General features: G+C 41.1%; 15 protein-coding genes. 6 read left to right on the top strand and 9 right to left on the bottom strand.

Features of this window, described 5'->3' with window-relative positions; all coding sequences use genetic code 11:
• Window positions 1-279: 279 nt before the first annotated feature.
• From AC5590_RS05055 to modA, 3 genes are all read right to left on the bottom strand, one after another.
• The gene (locus tag AC5590_RS05055; RefSeq protein WP_169268223.1) at window positions 280-1707 is read right to left on the bottom strand and encodes an aldehyde dehydrogenase family protein; all 1428 of its coding nucleotides are present in this window, start codon (window positions 1705-1707) and stop codon (window positions 280-282) included.
• A gap of 3 nt (window positions 1708-1710) precedes the next feature.
• The gene (locus AC5590_RS05050) at window positions 1711-2754 is read right to left on the bottom strand and encodes a nitrilase-related carbon-nitrogen hydrolase (RefSeq protein ID WP_169268222.1); all 1044 of its coding nucleotides are present in this window, start codon (window positions 2752-2754) and stop codon (window positions 1711-1713) included.
• Window positions 2755-2960: 206 nt separating this feature from the next.
• Window positions 2961-3860, bottom strand: a complete 900-nt coding sequence (gene modA / locus AC5590_RS05045; protein ID WP_169268226.1) for a molybdate ABC transporter substrate-binding protein — start codon at window positions 3858-3860, stop codon at window positions 2961-2963.
• Window positions 3861-4447: 587 nt separating this feature from the next.
• Between modA and AC5590_RS05040 the strand changes: the two genes are divergently transcribed.
• The 5 genes from AC5590_RS05040 to AC5590_RS05020 all read left to right on the top strand — a co-directional run bounded on the left by AC5590_RS05040 (window position 4448) and on the right by AC5590_RS05020 (window position 8732).
• Window positions 4448-5392 (top strand): lysophospholipid acyltransferase family protein, encoded by a 945-nt coding sequence (locus tag AC5590_RS05040; protein ID WP_169268221.1) that lies wholly within the window; start codon window positions 4448-4450, stop codon window positions 5390-5392.
• A gap of 178 nt (window positions 5393-5570) precedes the next feature.
• On the top strand, window positions 5571-6221 hold the full coding sequence (locus AC5590_RS05035; protein ID WP_169268220.1) for a DUF1003 domain-containing protein: 651 nt from the start codon (window positions 5571-5573) through the stop codon (window positions 6219-6221).
• Window positions 6222-6650: 429 nt separating this feature from the next.
• Window positions 6651-7355: a cadmium resistance transporter gene (locus AC5590_RS05030; RefSeq protein WP_169268219.1), complete on the top strand. Its 705-nt coding sequence runs from the start codon at window positions 6651-6653 to the stop codon at window positions 7353-7355.
• A gap of 5 nt (window positions 7356-7360) precedes the next feature.
• Window positions 7361-7681: a hypothetical protein gene (locus AC5590_RS05025; protein WP_169268218.1), complete on the top strand. Its 321-nt coding sequence runs from the start codon at window positions 7361-7363 to the stop codon at window positions 7679-7681.
• 427 nt (window positions 7682-8108) lie between these two features.
• Window positions 8109-8732 carry a hypothetical protein gene (locus tag AC5590_RS05020; RefSeq protein WP_169268217.1) on the top strand — a complete coding sequence of 208 codons (624 nt, stop codon included), beginning with the start codon at window positions 8109-8111 and terminating at the stop codon, window positions 8730-8732.
• Window positions 8733-8832: 100 nt separating this feature from the next.
• On the opposite strand, the gene arsC is transcribed toward AC5590_RS05020, so the two are convergent.
• From arsC to AC5590_RS05000, 4 genes are all read right to left on the bottom strand, one after another.
• Window positions 8833-9234, bottom strand: coding sequence for an arsenate reductase, glutathione/glutaredoxin type (gene arsC, locus AC5590_RS05015; RefSeq protein WP_441293683.1), 402 nt, complete (start codon window positions 9232-9234; stop codon window positions 8833-8835).
• A 99-nt stretch (window positions 9235-9333) separates the two neighbouring features.
• Window positions 9334-10002 (bottom strand): arsenical resistance protein ArsH, encoded by a 669-nt coding sequence (arsH, locus tag AC5590_RS05010; protein ID WP_169268216.1) that lies wholly within the window; start codon window positions 10000-10002, stop codon window positions 9334-9336.
• 71 nt (window positions 10003-10073) lie between these two features.
• Window positions 10074-11141, bottom strand: coding sequence for an ACR3 family arsenite efflux transporter (gene arsB, locus AC5590_RS05005; protein ID WP_169268215.1), 1068 nt, complete (start codon window positions 11139-11141; stop codon window positions 10074-10076).
• Window positions 11142-11255: 114 nt separating this feature from the next.
• Window positions 11256-11585 (bottom strand): ArsR/SmtB family transcription factor, encoded by a 330-nt coding sequence (locus tag AC5590_RS05000; protein WP_169268214.1) that lies wholly within the window; start codon window positions 11583-11585, stop codon window positions 11256-11258.
• A 368-nt stretch (window positions 11586-11953) separates the two neighbouring features.
• Between AC5590_RS05000 and AC5590_RS04995 the strand changes: the two genes are divergently transcribed.
• Window positions 11954-12835, top strand: a complete 882-nt coding sequence (locus tag AC5590_RS04995; protein WP_169268213.1) for an isocitrate lyase/PEP mutase family protein — start codon at window positions 11954-11956, stop codon at window positions 12833-12835.
• A 340-nt stretch (window positions 12836-13175) separates the two neighbouring features.
• On the opposite strand, the gene AC5590_RS04990 is transcribed toward AC5590_RS04995, so the two are convergent.
• Window positions 13176-14615: a bifunctional orotidine-5'-phosphate decarboxylase/orotate phosphoribosyltransferase gene (locus AC5590_RS04990; protein WP_169268224.1), complete on the bottom strand. Its 1440-nt coding sequence runs from the start codon at window positions 14613-14615 to the stop codon at window positions 13176-13178.
• 185 nt (window positions 14616-14800) lie between these two features.
• The gene (locus AC5590_RS04985; protein WP_169268212.1) at window positions 14801-15523 is read right to left on the bottom strand and encodes a molybdopterin-dependent oxidoreductase; all 723 of its coding nucleotides are present in this window, start codon (window positions 15521-15523) and stop codon (window positions 14801-14803) included.
• Between the last annotated feature and the right edge of the window lie 97 nt (window positions 15524-15620).

Here is a 15620-nt window from a genome sequence, read left to right as displayed (position 1 = left end):
CCTCTCCGAAGTTGCCACAACGCGGGGAACCCGCGCAAGGCACTTCTCTCTGCAGGACTGGCTCCGCAAGGCGCTGCTCTCCGCAACGCAGTGGCTCCTCAACGCGCTTAACCCGCGCAGGGTGAGACAGCGCTGCGGGAGGGTTTCCCTCGTGCCGGCTCTGCGTAAGCGTAAGCGCACGCCCAGAGGGCGAACGCGTAGCGTCTGGTGCAGGAGATACCCGAAGGGCAGTGGCTCCCCTACACCCTTACACCCCCATACCCCTACACCCTTTCTTGGTCAACCACCCGACATGTTATCAAACCACCAAGGATCGCTGATGTTCTTTGTTTTCACCAAAAAAGATTTTTTTCGCATAAAACGTGTCAGCGCCGCTGGTCCCATGCGTGACCCACCCATACCAGAAAATTTGAAAGCATTTTTTTCTCCCTCATGCATAAGAGCAGTCAGAGCAGCATCATTAATACTAATAGCACCTGCATCTATCTGACGCGCAACTTTCAAAGCTTCTGTTTCCGACGAGGCAAAAACAGCTGCACTCAGTCCATAAATCGAATCATTTGCCAAGTTCACTGCTTCTTCAATTGTGGAAAAAGGCATCACTGGCATAATAGGACCAAATGTCTCTTCGGTCATCACTTTCATAGAATGGTTCACAGAAGTGAGAACTGTAGGACGACACCACCAAGATCCTCCGTAATTCTCAACTTCACCGCCACAGTGAACAACTGCTCCCTGTTCCACTGCATCTAGCAGATGGTCGCTGATAATTGCTGCTTGTCTTTCTGCAATAATCGGACCAATTTCTCCATTCTCCAGCCTAGGGTAAGCTAACTCAAGGCGTTGCACTTTGGCTAGCAGTTGTTCAACAAACTTTTCAAAAATAGATTCAGCAACGTAGATCCTCTCTATAGAAAGACACGACTGTCCAGTGTTGACGACAGAACCCCACAAAATTGCTGATGTTGCTAAGTCTAAATTAGCGGACGACAGTACAATAGCCGGGTCTTTACCTCCTAATTCCAAAAAGGCAGGAATGAAGCGTTTGGCTGCTGCTTCTGCTACTTTTCGACCTGTTGCCACACTTCCAGTAAAGCATACCAAATCCACATACTCAATGAGTGCAGCTCCGGTTTCGCCTGCTCCCTCTATAAAAGTTAATACATCACGTAATATTGGAACTGTATTAATTGATGCCAACAATGGTCCGGTAAAGCGGGGAGCAATTTCACTGGGTTTGACGATTACAGCGCAACCAGCGAGTAATGCTGGGATTGTATCGATTGTTGAAAGCAGCAGAGGAAAGTTCCACGGACTAATAACCCCAACTAGAGGGTAAGGAACCGCTGTTTGTTGCAGTTCGATAAAAGAAATTGCTGTATCTTTGACAGATTCTTGCAGCAATTCTGGTGCTAATTTGCACCACCTATCAATGCTAGAGAGGAATGAGTCAATTTCTAATTGCGATATTGATAATCTTCCTGTATCATTGACCAAAGTTTCAAGCAGTTTATCGCGTCCAGATATAATCGCTTGCTTCCACTGTTGCAAAACTTCAATTCTCCCTTCTAAACCAAGCTGCAACCAACTTCTTTGTGCTCTGCGCAAGCGGTTGCATTGCTGTACTATCAGCTTTGGGGGTAGTGGTATAATCACATAATCAAATTTTCCAGTCCAGGGGTTGCGGATTTCTATTGGTTTGGACATGACTCAAATCACCCCTAGTTTAGTTAGGCGCTCTATCGTTTCTTGCTGTGTTTGGATAAAGTGTTTGCGGTCTACTTCTTTTTCCAGCATACTGTTAGCCGGGTAAAAGTGCGAGTGACCATAACTTTCTGCGTAGAGTTCAAACCGTTGTCGTGAAAGTAAATTATTTAACCCTGGGCGGCGGCGGTAGCGGCGTAAAGCAGCCAAGTCTATCTCAGCAAATGCTGCCATACTCTCCCCTTCGCCTGTCTCAGCTAAAACCAACCCTCGATAGTCAATGATTTTAGAGCCACCATCGGCAGAAGCAATAGGGATGGGGATATTAGCGATGCCAGCAGTATTGGATGAGACTACGTAAGCCATATTTTCCACAGCGCGGCAGATTTTTGCTGCTTCTTTGGGAGCGCGTTCTTTGCCATAAACTTCTGAGGTTGAGTGCAGAAAAATCTCTGCTCCACGCATTGCTAGACAGCGCGCTACTTCCGGATATAAAATTTCTTCTGATGCGATCGCCCCCAAATTCCCAATTTCAGTCTTTGCAACCGGAAACACCCCTTCAAGTCCGTAACAGTCAAGATATTTCTCCCAAACATCATGGGGTGTCGGAGCAAACATAGAATTCAGCCGTCGATACCGCAAGACAACTGACCCTGATGGGTCGATAACAAAGCAGGTTTGAAAGTATAGCTCTGGAAAATTGGGGTCAAGCTCGTAGGCATTACCTGCAATAAAAATACCCTGTTTTTGTGCAATTTTACTGAGTGCTTCGTATTCAGCACCCGCCATTTCTAGACAAGCTTTTTCCCCCCAGACAGCCAGCGACTCTCCCATTGGAAAGCCTGTGAGGAAGTATTCTGGTAGAACAATTAAACGACAGTCAAAGCCGATGAATGCAATACTGGCAGCGATTTGTTGTCCTAAACGCTTGATAGTATTTTGCATCAAAGAACGTGCTTCCTGACGGTCAGTTGCTTGGTTGACTGCATGGCACGTTACCTGAAGTGCTAAGGCTCGAAATGAGTCGATGGTTTGTGGATTGACTGTCATAATCTCGACTTTGTCTAGATTTTCACTATTTTATGTTTTATTGCGATGGGCGATCGCTTTTACAGTCTCTGAGCTTCACGGCTCAGAAAGTGCATTATCCTCCTTAATCATCAGACAAAACTGCAAAAAAACCCAGGCGTAACCTGGGTTAATTCCTACTTACAGTTGTGAGTTCAATTTTGATTGCTGGGTACTGCCAAAAACCTTTAATTCACTGCTGCTTTAGCTTTAGCTTTAGCTGCTTTTCGCTTCATTGCAACACCGAATAGACCTGCTGCTATTGTGCCACCAATAGTCAGAGGTTCGGGAACGGGCTTAGTGAATCCATATGACTGAAACACGGTGAATGCTTGAGGGCTGCCCAGAAAGCTGTTAAAATCTCTAGCTGCATTTAGGTTTTGAGATTGTGCAAGTACAGCAGAACCATAAACAATCGGAGAGTAAAGGTTGGTAGGCGGAGTGTATGCAATTTTGACTAGATCAGGTTGTGTTAGAGCATCTGTGGTGTAAACAACGCCCGCATCTATAGTATCATTAGTGATGCTTGACACTTGATTTAATACATCACGCACATCCGTGCCGTAGACAAGTTTGGGTGGTTGGAGCGATATCCCTGAATTCCTAAATAATTGCTGGGCAAACTGTCCGGCTGGAACAGTCGCAGGATTACCAATAATCACGTTACGGGTCACATTTACTAAGTCTTGAACGCTTGATATAGGTACGGTTGAATTTGTAGGCTGGATTATAGCCAAGGTGTTGCCTACTACGTCTTGTCTGGTTCCTGCTACCAGTTTGCCGTTAGATTGCAGAGTATCTAAGGGTGCTTCGGATACTGGGAAGAAGACATCTATATTTCTATTATCTGTATTTGTTAGGATTTGATTAACCAGAGTACCAGAAGCCCCAAAGGTATTGTTAAAGGTGACGTCTGGATTGCTTAGCTTGTAAAGTGCCTCAGCAGCCTGCAGGCTGCCGTTCAAGCTGGCAGCAGCATAGACGTCAACCGGACCAACTGCAGCAGCTTCTGCTGGTTTTGCTTGGATGCCACCAAAACCCAAAGCAATGCTAGCGCTAGCCAGCGCTAATTTGTGCCTTTTCTTCATGAAAGATTTCCTGCGTTAATGTGCGAGATGTGACTGTGATTTTTCAAATTCCAAATTTCGCACCCACTATTGAAAGTTTGCTTTTTACTCCAGCTAGAAGATAGGGATAAAGTCGTAGCTGGTAAGCAATCTTTGGTAGTTTTGTATTTTTTAAACCTACCTTAATGTTCACTAACTTACAATTATCTCCAAAGCATCTTTATCTAAAAAAGACAGTAGTCTATGTACTTATACTGGTAGAAAATAGCCTTAATTACCAATAAAGTAGGTTAATTCATTTGTTCTATCCTGAAAATTTTGTATAAAGTTATCTTAAAAATTCAATTTTCTATTTAAAAAAGTATACGGTTACTCAGCATATATTGCTTTTATTGTGGTGATTTAGGTTGAAAAAGGGTGTAGGGGTGTAGGGGCATGGGGGTGTAGGAGAAAGACATTATAGCGGTTACCAACCTGGTCAGGTACGTTATAGCAGTTACCAACCTGGTCAGGTACGTTTTTAAAGGTATTAACTCTGAGAAAAAGATTTAGGCGTACCTCAATTGCTTGGGAAACGCTATAAGGTAAAGGTATTCAACAATATTTTTATGCGTAACCAGGACTACGACGACAAAATCTCTAACCCCTTTTCTGAATTATTAGAGCAGTTAAGTATTTTCACAAATAACTCGGGTACTAACTCAAAAGCCTCTGGTCGTAGGTTCGATGGTTGGTCTTTATCGGAGCGAAACCCTGAGATTATAAAAGCTTGGATGCCGATATGGGAATGGTTTTACCGCTACTATTTTCGGGTTCAAACCTCTGGGTGGCATCATATGCCATCAGATGGAAAAGTGTTGATTGTCGGTTCCCATAATGGCGGGTTGGGTTCACCTGATACGTCAATGTTCATGTATGACTGGTTCCGCACTTTTGGTTATGAGCGATTAGCCTACGCCTTGATGCACCCGTCAGCTTGGGATACCCCTATCTTTGCTGTGCCGGGTGCTCCGGTGGGAGCTATTATAGCACATCCCAAAATGGCGAGTGCAGCCCTACGAAAGGATGCAGCACTACTGGTTTACCCAGGAGGTGCACAGGATTTGTTTCGTCCTTACACTTGGCGAAACCGAATTCATCTGGCAAATAATAAGGCGTTCATCAAGTTGGCTTTACGAGAAGAGGTACCAATTGTGCCCATTATTTCTCATGGTGCACACTCAACTTTGATTGTGCTAGCTGATTTCTACCACCAGATGAAACAATTGCATGAATGGGGCTTTCCTTGGTTACTTGATGGGAACACGGGCGTATTCCCAGTTTACCTTGGGCTACCTTGGGGGGTGGGGATTGGACCTTTACCAAATATCCCCTTCCCCATGCAGATTCACACTCACGTCTGTGCACCAATTGTATTTGAGCGTTATGGGCGTGTTGCGGCTCGCGATCGCACCTACGTAGATGCTTGTTACGAACAGGTTCGTGCGATGATGCAAGCTGAACTAGATGAGTTGGTACAAAAGTATGACCGCTCAAAAGGGTTTTCAAAATAACAGACAACACTGAGACTCAAATAAATAAGAACAAAAACAGAGTCTCAGCTATGAATTCGTTAACAATCACTTTTTTTTATCGTTTCAAAAACAAAGACTGTTTGCTCTTATCGTTTGGTCAGCGTACATTGAAAAACATCAGGTGAAACACAAACGAAACGACGCAAAGAGGTGCAATATGAATTCTACCAAAAAAACATTATCAAACAGTGTTGATGCAAAAGTCATTCAAAATTCTTCTCAGGTAAAGAAACAGCATTTAGCAGTCGAAAACATATCTACTAAAGAATTGACTCACGGGCAGCGCCTTGCCGATAAATTAGCCGCACAAGTAGGTTCTTGGGGATTTCTCATCGGTCAAAGCGCAATTTTGGCGGGCTGGGTAGGTCTAAACGCCATGCCTGGTGTTCCTCACTGGGATGAGTCTCCATTCATGATGCTCAACTTAGTGTTTTCATTTGCTTCAGCCTACACAGCCCCTATTGTCTTAATGAGTCAGAATCGCCAGTCTGATACAGATCGCAGAAATGCCGAAATTGATCACCAAGTGAATCTCAAAGCTGGACAAAACATTGAACTACTTCATGAAAAATTGGATGAATTACACACTCAACGGCTAAACGAACTGACTCAAATTATCAAAGAGCAGCAGCAAGCTCTCAATGAGATAAAAGTAACTTTAGTTCCAGAATCAAAAGAAGTTAAATTACATATATTACCAGGACGCCATGCCCAAATCAATAGCAAATTTTCCAAGGAAGCTTCCAGTTATAAACTTATGAGTGTTAAGCAGCAAATTGATGAGAATAACAAAACTATTGAGAATTAATTCGTCGATAAGAATGAGGTAAAAATGCTTTTTTCTTCCTCAACAGCAAGAGAGTCTGAATATAACTTGCCCAAATGCATAAGATTCTTAAAATCTAGACTCTTTTGACTCTTATCATTTGACTCTTATCAAAATAATCCTTAAAGCATTTTGATAAAAAAGAATATTTGCTTTGAACAAGCAATTTCACACAGGATAATGAAAGAAAGCACCTCATTCTCAGCGAGTACAGCCTATCAGTTGAATTGGAGACGCTACACCTCCACGCTTCACTAAGTAGCAGTTTCCTAAGCATTTGCAGACATAATCCGATGCTAGTGTAAGACAGCAATAGCATGAAAATTCAGGAGAGATAAAAGTGAACGAACTTATGACTGCAATACGCTTAGTGTAAGACAGTAATAGCATGAAAATTGAAGAGAGATAGAAATGAACGAACTTATCAGTGCAATTCCCACGGGCATCACAGCTTTTATAGCCACAAACTTGGATGATTTGGTCATTCTCACGCTGTTGTTCTCTCAGGTGAATGCAACTTTCCGTCGTCGGCACATTGTGATTGGTCAGTACCTGGGCTTTTGTACTCTGGTTGTTGCCAGCCTAGTTGGTTTTCTAGGAGGCTTAGTCTTGCCATCCCATTGGATTGGGCTTCTGGGTTTAGTACCCATCAGCATTGGACTAAATTGTCTGCTAAATCCAGAAAGCGATTCATCTGTTGAGACCGAAACCGAATTTTCTCATTCTTCTGCCTTCGCTAGTTTTGTGTCTCCCCAAGCTTATAGTGTGGCGGCTATTACCATCGCCAATGGTAGTGATAATGTAGGCATTTATATGCCATTGTTTGCTAACAGTACCTTTTCTGAATTGCTGGTGATAGTTGCAATCTTTTTGTTATTAGTTGGAGTTTGGTGCTATCTGACATACAAACTTACCTGCCAAAGAGCACTCGCCAATCTGCTAAAGTGCTATGGCAGTAATCTTGTTCCCTTTGTATTGATAGGCTTAGGCGTCTTTATTATCTTAGACAGTGCCGCGCTAACTCCAATTACTTTGGCAGCTATTTGCCTATGTTTAATGGGACTTATCAAAACAATTCAAATTTCCAAATTCAAAACTCAAAGTTTGTCATCGTAAAAAACATGAAACTTTTCCAAATCTCTTTAGTAGTCTTAGTACTTGTGATTAGTTTAATAATTGCTTTGCCCTCCTGGGCAACAACTCTTCCTTCCTTAGTTAGTAATTCTGATTTTTTTGAAGTTGGGCAAAAAGTTGTTTGGCTTTATAAGGCTCGTTCAGACTCTGCTGATGTTCACACAATTCCTGCCGAAGTCGTCAAGTTAGGCGACAAGAAAGTGCAAATTAAGGTACGTAGAAAAAATAACGAATTTATCAATCGTTGGGTGAATCGAAACAAGCTTAAAAATGTCTCCAGTTTTGAAGAAGTGAACAGTGATAACTGATAAGTGATTGAAGTCAATCTCAATCAAGCGAACTATAAAACTGCTCACGCTTATAAAGCTTTCAAAGTCTCCTCAAACTCCACCATGCCATGTTCTAGTGTCAGTGACATGAACTATATATTTTCAAACTTTAAATATTGGCTAAGAAAATCATCATTTAGATTTATTGAAGAAACAGCTAAGAGTATTTTTTTTGATTGATTAACTTGGTTCAAGTAAAGTAATCACAAGTCTAGTAAAATGTACACTTACATCCAGTGTCTCCAGGCTAATAAACCAATAGAAGTTATCCAGAAAGATGTAGAAAATCATTAATCTTGCAATAAGTCTGGCTGAATACTCTCTTACTAAGGTATTAAGCAGCTTCCAACTTCCTCATCACATTTTTTGTTAGAACAAATACTCATCTCAAACAAAGAAGTAAAATATGCAGTTTCTCAAAATTGTTCTTGTCGCGCTCGTGTTTATCGTGAACTTGGTGATTGCTCAGCCTTCTTGGGCAGGCAAGGATTTCACCAAGGGGGCTGACTATGCTGAAGTCACTCAAGCGCTCAATCAACTTCTAAGTGTGAAAAATGCGCCTGAGCAAGCTGGCTATACGCCTGAGCAATTTCAGCAGCGGTTGGCACAATTGCAGTTTCAGAAGAATGTCATAGAAACAGCCAGAAAACGGGCACAGTGCCGCAATGAAACTGGAAAGACGTTAGCTGTTTATGCCAATAAACCGAAAAAATCTCCTACTCAACTCTACTATTTAGCAGCAGGGCAAATCACCGATGATGATTGGGATTGCGATGGCATCTACTTGCCCGCTCTTACTCAGGTCGTTCTGAGTCCAAATGCTCAACCACAAGAGCTGAGTGAACCAATCGCCGTTAAGTTTGTCGATGGTACACAGTCTATTGCTAGAGCTAATCCAGCAACTGGTGTAATTGAATTGAATGTTGAACCTGCCAAAGTATACAAGGTGGGTGAAACCAACTGGTTAATCCCTACTTTGTCTCAAGCAGATATTGATACGCAAATTCCCACTCCACAACTCATTGACTAATCCTCGCTAGTTGACGTTCCCCACCTGGGCATTGCCTGAGGATGGGGATTTTTGTTTCAATGAGCAGCCTTGTTCAAACTTGTTACCCCTTGATTACAGTTCAACTTTGACTTAACGATTTAATCAACTTCACGACTCGTTCTTTAACTTCATCTCGAACACGGCGAAAGGTTTCTATACTTTGTCCTTCTGGATCATCTAGTTGCCAATCTTCAAACACATCTCTTATCACCCATTCTTCAGGTAAATTGACTCCACAACCACAAAGAGAAATCACAGCATCATAATCTTCAGCTTTGAAATTATTTAAAGGTTTGGAAGTTTGATGACTAATATCAATGCCAATTTCTGACATCACTTGAACAGTTGTTGGATCTACAAAACTTGATTCCAGTCCGGAACTGTTAACAGCAATTTTACTATCTCCCAATGTGCGAGCAAATCCCTCTGCCATTTGAGAACGACGGGAGTTTTTCTTGCAAACAAACATGACTCGTTTCACGCGCGTTTCCTCTCTATTAGATATTCAAGAAATCCATTAAAAGTTATTCTTATAGGTCATGCTGACTGACTCGCTCACAATGAAAAGCAACAGCAATCACTACGTGTCTTTACTTGAGTTCATTTCAAGAGCCTTATTCGCCAACATAACGACTTCTTTAGCTACTTTTTCCTTACGTTCGCTGTGGCGATCTGTGAGATAATCCACCTTGTCACGCAACAGCAAGGTGAACTTATAGAGTTCTTCCATGACATCAACGACGCGGTCGCGGTAAGGTGAATCCTTCATCGTCCCGTCTTCGTTAAACTCCTGGTAAGCTTTAGCGACACTAGACTGATTCGGAATCGTAAACATTCGCATCCAACGCCCCAGAATCCGCAAAGTGTTGACGGCGTTGAAAGACTGAGAACCGCCACTGACTTGCATGACTGCTAAAGTTCTGCCTTGAGTCGGTCTGACTGCTCCTAAACTTAGAGGAATCCAGTCAATTTGGTTTTTCAATATACCAGTGATGTTACCATGCATCTCAGGAGAAGACCACACTTGACCCTCAGACCACAAGCTTAATTCTCGTAATTCCTGTACCTTGGGATGTGTATCTGGTACGCTTCCATGAATTGGTAATTCCCGTGGGTTAAAAAACCGGACTTCTGCACCAAATTCCTCTATGATTCGGGCAGCTTCTTCTGCTAGAAGGCGGCTATAAGAACGCTCTCGCAAAGAGCCATATAAAAACAAGATTCTGGGTGGATGATTGAACGTTGTCATGAAAATTAGTAATAGCTTCTGATTCAGTATTAAATTCTGTAGGAAACCCCTTTATGGTGATCTATAAAAAACTACGAAGTTCTTGGTTCAGAAGACGAGAAAAATCGTCTTTGAAACCAGAGTGCAACATTCACTAAACCAATCAGCACAGGAACTTCTACCAACGGACCAATTACAGCAGTAAAAGCTGCCCCTGAGTTGATTCCGAATACAGCGACAGCAACGGCGATCGCCAACTCAAAATTATTACCCGCAGCCGTAAACGCCACACTTGCTGCTTTTGCATAATCAGCTTTGATTTTCCAAGCCATGTAGAAGCTGATACAAAACATAAGTATGAAGTAAATCAGCATTGGAATTGCGATTCGGACAACATCAAAGGGAATCTGAACAATGAGATTTCCCTTTAAGCTAAACATCACCACGATGGTAAACAGTAAAGCGATAAGCGTGATTGGGCTAATTTTAGGAATAAACTCAGTGTGATACCATGTTTTTCCCTTTGCTTTCACCAGAAGAACGCGAGTTAGGAATCCAGCAATAAAGGGAATTCCTAAATAAATAAAGACACTCTGGGCAATTTCTCCAATACCAATGTTGACTGTACTTCCCTTCAAGCCAAATAGAGGTGGCAAAACAGTCATAAAAAACCAAGCGTAAGGACTGTAAAACAGCACTTGAAATATACTGTTGAACGCCACAAGTCCGGCTGTGTATTCAGTATCTCCTCTTGCTAAATCACTCCAAACAACAACCATTGCAATACAACGGGCTAATCCAATCAGAATCAATCCCGCCATGTATTCTGGATAATTATGTAAGAAAATAATAGCCAGAACAAACATCAAAATTGGTCCAATAACCCAATTCTGAATGAGCGACAGACGGAGAATTTTACCATTACGAAACACATCACCCAAGTCTTCATATCGCACCTTGGCAAGAGGCGGATACATCATTAGAATTAAGCCGATGGCAATGGGTATATTAGTAGTTCCTACCTGGAATTGGTTAATAAAGGTATCTATTGCGGGAATAAAGTAACCCAAACAGACCCCAATAACCATTGCTAAAAAAATCCAAACGGTTAGGAAGCGGTCAAGAAACGAAAGTTGCTTAAGAAGATTTTTCTTCTTCATTGACCTCATTCCCGTAGAGTGTTACATTTCTATCTCTATTATTTCAAAAAAACTTGATGTGTCAAGATTTCAAGTAGATTATGTTACACAAATTAATCAAAAAAAGTTGATGCGTTAGGATGGCTCTTGACACAAACGAGCAGGCATAATTTGGTACAAGCGGCGGAACTCGGACAGGTACTGCTCTAAGGCAGCAAATTGGGGTATATTGAGGCTGTAGTAAATCCAGCGTCCTTCCTGACGAGAGCGAACCAAACCAGCTTCCCTAAGAGTTTTTAAGTGAAAAGACAACTTTGATTGGCTGACTTCTAAAGCCTCGCACAAGTCACACACACAAAGCTCTTTATTTCGCAGTAGTTCGATAACGCCAATTCTCAATGGATCGGAAAGAGCATGGAAACCGAGAACAATTAAATCAGGAGTGGTTGTGGAGGAGGATTGCATTAATAAAAATTAAGGTAAAGGTGTTCAATCTCTATTGTGGAATAGAAAATTGAAGTTGCAAGTATTAACTCTGGCAAAAATGCAAAGCTTTATACTTATAAGTAGTGTTAATACCGTGAATTCCGCAAAAATTTATTTGATTTTTTAATTTTTGTTTTTCTAGAGTGCAAGGACGCAGTCCATTTTGAATTGTTCATGCCATGCACCTGTTGTGCTAATCTAAACAAGACAAAACTTTATCAGTTACCAGTTATCAATTGTTCCCTGTTCCCTGTTAAGCGCGATGCACTGAGCGTGGTCGTTGTGTTCCCTGTTAAGCGTTCCCTGTTCACTGCTCACTGTTCACTGCTCACTGTTCACTGATTTATATGCAACCCTCTAGTCAAAAGCTGCGACAATTACTACAGCGTCCGGAAATTATCATCATTCCTGGCGTTTACGATTGCTTGGGAGCAAAACTGGCTGAACAATTAGGTTTTGAATTAATCGCGACTAGTGGTTTTGGTATCGCCGCCTCTACACTTGGTGTACCAGACTATGGTTTGATGACTGCGACGGAAATACTTGTCAGCACAGGACGAATTGCTCAGTCAGTCAGTATACCTTTAATTGCTGATATGGATACTGGCTATGGCAATGTATTAAACGTCATCCGAACTGTAAAGGACGCAGTACAGCAAGGAATTGCGGGGATTTTACTAGAAGACCAAGAATGGCCAAAAAAATGTGGACATTTTGAAGGAAAACGAGTCATTTCGATGGCTGAACACGTTGGTAAAATTCGGGCGGCTGTGCAAGCGCGTGGTGAAAGTGGTTTAGTTATTATTGCTCGCACTGATGCTCGTGCTCCATTGGGTTTGGAAGAAGCAATCGCTCGTGGTAGAGCTTATATTGATGCTGGGGCTGATATCTTGTTTGTGGAAGCCCCTCAATCTGTCGAAGAATTACAAAAAATCGCCTCTGCGTTTCCAGATGTTCCTTTGGTAGCTAATATTGTGGAAGGTGGCAAAACTCCCGAACTTTCAGCGTCACAGTTGCAGGAGTTAGGTTTTAAGATTGTGTTTTTCCCAGTTTCTGCTTTGCTTGCAGCGACAAAGGTTATGACTGCTTGCTTGCGTCAATTGAAAGAACAGGGAACTACGGCGGATTTTCAGGAGTTGGTTGAGTTCAAGGAATTTCAAAATCTGATTGGTGTACCTCAATATCTGGAAATGGAACAGCAGTTTACAAGTGTGAAAGACTCGTCTTGAATAGTTGTCCGCAGCAATAGTTCACCGACTACAAGAGATCGCGATCGCCTCAGACAACAAGTGCTTTTCAAGCACTTGTTGGAATATTCACCGAATTTGGTCAACAGACTCGTTTCGTAATAAACCAGATCAAGTTCGTCTGTTAATAAAAAGGATCAAACACCTGCAATGTAAATAAAGATTGCAAAATTCCTGTCTTTATTTACTAACTTGCCCATATTTGATCTTAGACCATAAAAGTTTTGCATGGTAAAGTTAACTTCTTATGCTATCCAATGCCTTAAACTTATCCATTCATGGTTTTTTTAGTATGGTTATGTTTCTTTTCGTGCTGAACATACTAAGCATTTCGTTCACTTAAAGCAGAAAATTGTCCCTCATTAATTCGCCCAGCTTGATACAACGTTTCTGTGATTTCTGACATTGTTAAAACAGAATGACCTCGATAACCGTTTTGTTGTAATCGGTCTTTCACACCTTGTTCATGGTCGATAAAGACAACAATATCATTTATATTTAATCCAACAGACTTTAACTTTTCTGCTCCTTCCATGACGCTTTTACCGCTGATGAGAATATCATCAACGACGACAACCGTTTCTCCAGGAAAAAACTCACCTTCAATTAGCTTTCGAGTTCCATGTGCTTTCACTTCTTTGCGAGGGAAAATCATCGGACAATTGAGACGTAAAGCTAAACCAGTAGCCGTAGGTAGAGAACCGTAAGGAATACCTGCGACTCGGTCAAAACTTAAGTTTTTCAAAATCTCTTCATAGGCTTTGATAACTTGATGAAAAAGTTGCGGAGTAGAAATAACTTTGCGTAAATCAACATAATAAGGAAAAGTCTTACCTGATGCTTGCACATAGTTTCCAAACATAATGCAACCAATATCATACATTTGTAAAATTAAATCTAGTTGGGGATGTTTTTCTAATAAACAAACATCAGAAAACCATACAGAACAACTCGAAGCATTTTGGGTTATTTCGGTTCTTGCTTGATTGATTTGTGTTTGCAAAGACTGAATTTGTTCAGATAAATTTTCCTGTGTTAACATATCTATAGGAACAGGAATTAAAAGACCATCTCCGTTTGCCGTCAGACCAGCTGCTAAAATTTTATAAAGATTGTCACTTTCTGCCCAAATGCTACGAGCCATGATCATTCGTTCCGGAGAAACTGCACGAATACGCGATAAAATATCAGGATTCGTAGTTCCCACTTCTAAACCCACTTGTTCTGGAGTTCCCCAGTTTTTTGATTCTTTGACAACCTGTAAATAAAAAGGTGACTCACTCGAAGGATATTGCTGTAAACTGAACGCATTAGAATTAGAAGTACAACATAAAATAAAAACTGCTTTATCTGGATAAACCAAAAAAGAGGCTACATGCTCTTGTCCTATATATGGACTCAAAGTTATCGCATCTACACCCCATTCGGTAAAAACAGTTTTAGCGAAAATAGTACTGGTGTTTAAATCACCATGTTTTGCATCTAAAATTATTGGAATGTGAGGAGGAATAGCTGCTAGAGTTTGATGCAGGAGTTCTAAACCTGGAGCACCTAAAACTTCATAAAATCCAAGCGTAGGTTTATAAGCACAGACTTTATCGACTGTTTCAGAAATAATAAATTGCAACCAATCCGACAATCCAGAAATAATATTTTTAGATTGAAAGCAAGTCGGCATCATTTCTGGATTTGGATCAAGCCCAACAAAGAGTAAACTTTTATTTTCTGAAATGACTTGGTTTAACTTGTCGAAAAAGTTCATATTTTTCTCACAAATATTTTTAAAAAGTATTTTTAACCACACCAGAAACAGACATTCAAACAGAGCAATCATCTATTTGAATGTGTTATATCTGAAAATACAATTGTGCAGGAGAAAACTCGTCTCTTAAGACAGCTTTAATCAAGAAATGAAAGATTTTAGTCTTCATAATTTCTCTTTCCGAATTACAATCCCGCAAACCATTCATATCCTTGATCTTCCCAGTATCCCCGAGAACTTAATAATTGACTCGCTAGTGTAATTTGAGTTATCCACTTACTTTGCTTATATCCAAGTTTAATGGGAGAAGCCAAACGTAGTGGTGCACCGTTTTCTACTGGCAAAGGTTCGCCATTTTTCTGATAAGCTAATAAAGTTTGGGGATGTAAACTTGAAGCAATATCCCAGCTTGAATAGTAGCCATCAGCTGATTGGAAGTAAACATATCGCACATTTGCTTTAGGCTGAGCAAGAGCAACAATTTCTTGTAATCGAATACCTCCCCATTGTACTATTGCTGCCCAACCCTCTACACAAACATGACGAATAATCATGGAAGTCAGAGGTAAAGATTGAATTTCTGCAAAACTCAAGCTTAAGGGATTATTGACTTCACCATTAACAATTAAACGATATTTTGCTTTGTCAATAATTGGAGTATACCTGAAGCTATTAATGAGCAAAGCTTCTGGTTCAATCTGACTGTAAGAAAATTCTGGTACTGGCTTTTGTGGATTCAAGATTAATGCTTCAACTTTTTGGTTGAGTGGTTCAGACAGTTTGCCTACAATATCCTCAAACAAAGGTGTTCCACATCCACCAAGAAGAAAACTCATGCCAGACAATCCAGAAACTTTTATAAATTGACGGCGCGATAGTTGAGGACGCTTGATCGGAATTAAATTCATATAGGACTCATATTTTATTTTTGACGAAGCTAGGTACACTTTCTGTTCCCTGTTCCCTGTTCCCTGTTCCCTGTTCCCTGTTCCCTGTTCCCTGTTC

This window comes from Brasilonema octagenarum UFV-OR1 (genome assembly GCF_963888615.1).
Taxonomy (GTDB): domain Bacteria; phylum Cyanobacteriota; class Cyanobacteriia; order Cyanobacteriales; family Nostocaceae; genus Brasilonema; species Brasilonema sennae.
This window is presented reverse-complemented; position numbering and strand designations above follow the sequence as displayed.

What these genes read in the sequence shown, in the direction of transcription:
- AC5590_RS05055 (WP_169268223.1), bottom strand. Translation starts at nt 1,707, where the DNA reads ATGTCCAAACCAATAGAAATCCGCAACCCCTGGACTGGAAAATTTGAT.
- AC5590_RS05050 (WP_169268222.1), bottom strand. Translation starts at nt 2,754, where the DNA reads ATGACAGTCAATCCACAAACCATCGACTCATTTCGAGCCTTAGCACTT.
- modA (WP_169268226.1), bottom strand. Translation starts at nt 3,860, where the DNA reads ATGAAGAAAAGGCACAAATTAGCGCTGGCTAGCGCTAGCATTGCTTTG.
- AC5590_RS05040 (WP_169268221.1), top strand. Translation starts at nt 4,448, where the DNA reads ATGCGTAACCAGGACTACGACGACAAAATCTCTAACCCCTTTTCTGAA.
- AC5590_RS05035 (WP_169268220.1), top strand. Translation starts at nt 5,571, where the DNA reads ATGAATTCTACCAAAAAAACATTATCAAACAGTGTTGATGCAAAAGTC.
- AC5590_RS05030 (WP_169268219.1), top strand. Translation starts at nt 6,651, where the DNA reads ATGAACGAACTTATCAGTGCAATTCCCACGGGCATCACAGCTTTTATA.
- AC5590_RS05025 (WP_169268218.1), top strand. Translation starts at nt 7,361, where the DNA reads ATGAAACTTTTCCAAATCTCTTTAGTAGTCTTAGTACTTGTGATTAGT.
- AC5590_RS05020 (WP_169268217.1), top strand. Translation starts at nt 8,109, where the DNA reads ATGCAGTTTCTCAAAATTGTTCTTGTCGCGCTCGTGTTTATCGTGAAC.
- arsH (WP_169268216.1), bottom strand. Translation starts at nt 10,002, where the DNA reads ATGACAACGTTCAATCATCCACCCAGAATCTTGTTTTTATATGGCTCT.
- arsB (WP_169268215.1), bottom strand. Translation starts at nt 11,141, where the DNA reads ATGAAGAAGAAAAATCTTCTTAAGCAACTTTCGTTTCTTGACCGCTTC.
- AC5590_RS05000 (WP_169268214.1), bottom strand. Translation starts at nt 11,585, where the DNA reads ATGCAATCCTCCTCCACAACCACTCCTGATTTAATTGTTCTCGGTTTC.
- AC5590_RS04995 (WP_169268213.1), top strand. Translation starts at nt 11,954, where the DNA reads ATGCAACCCTCTAGTCAAAAGCTGCGACAATTACTACAGCGTCCGGAA.
- AC5590_RS04990 (WP_169268224.1), bottom strand. Translation starts at nt 14,615, where the DNA reads ATGAACTTTTTCGACAAGTTAAACCAAGTCATTTCAGAAAATAAAAGT.
- AC5590_RS04985 (WP_169268212.1), bottom strand. Translation starts at nt 15,523, where the DNA reads ATGAATTTAATTCCGATCAAGCGTCCTCAACTATCGCGCCGTCAATTT.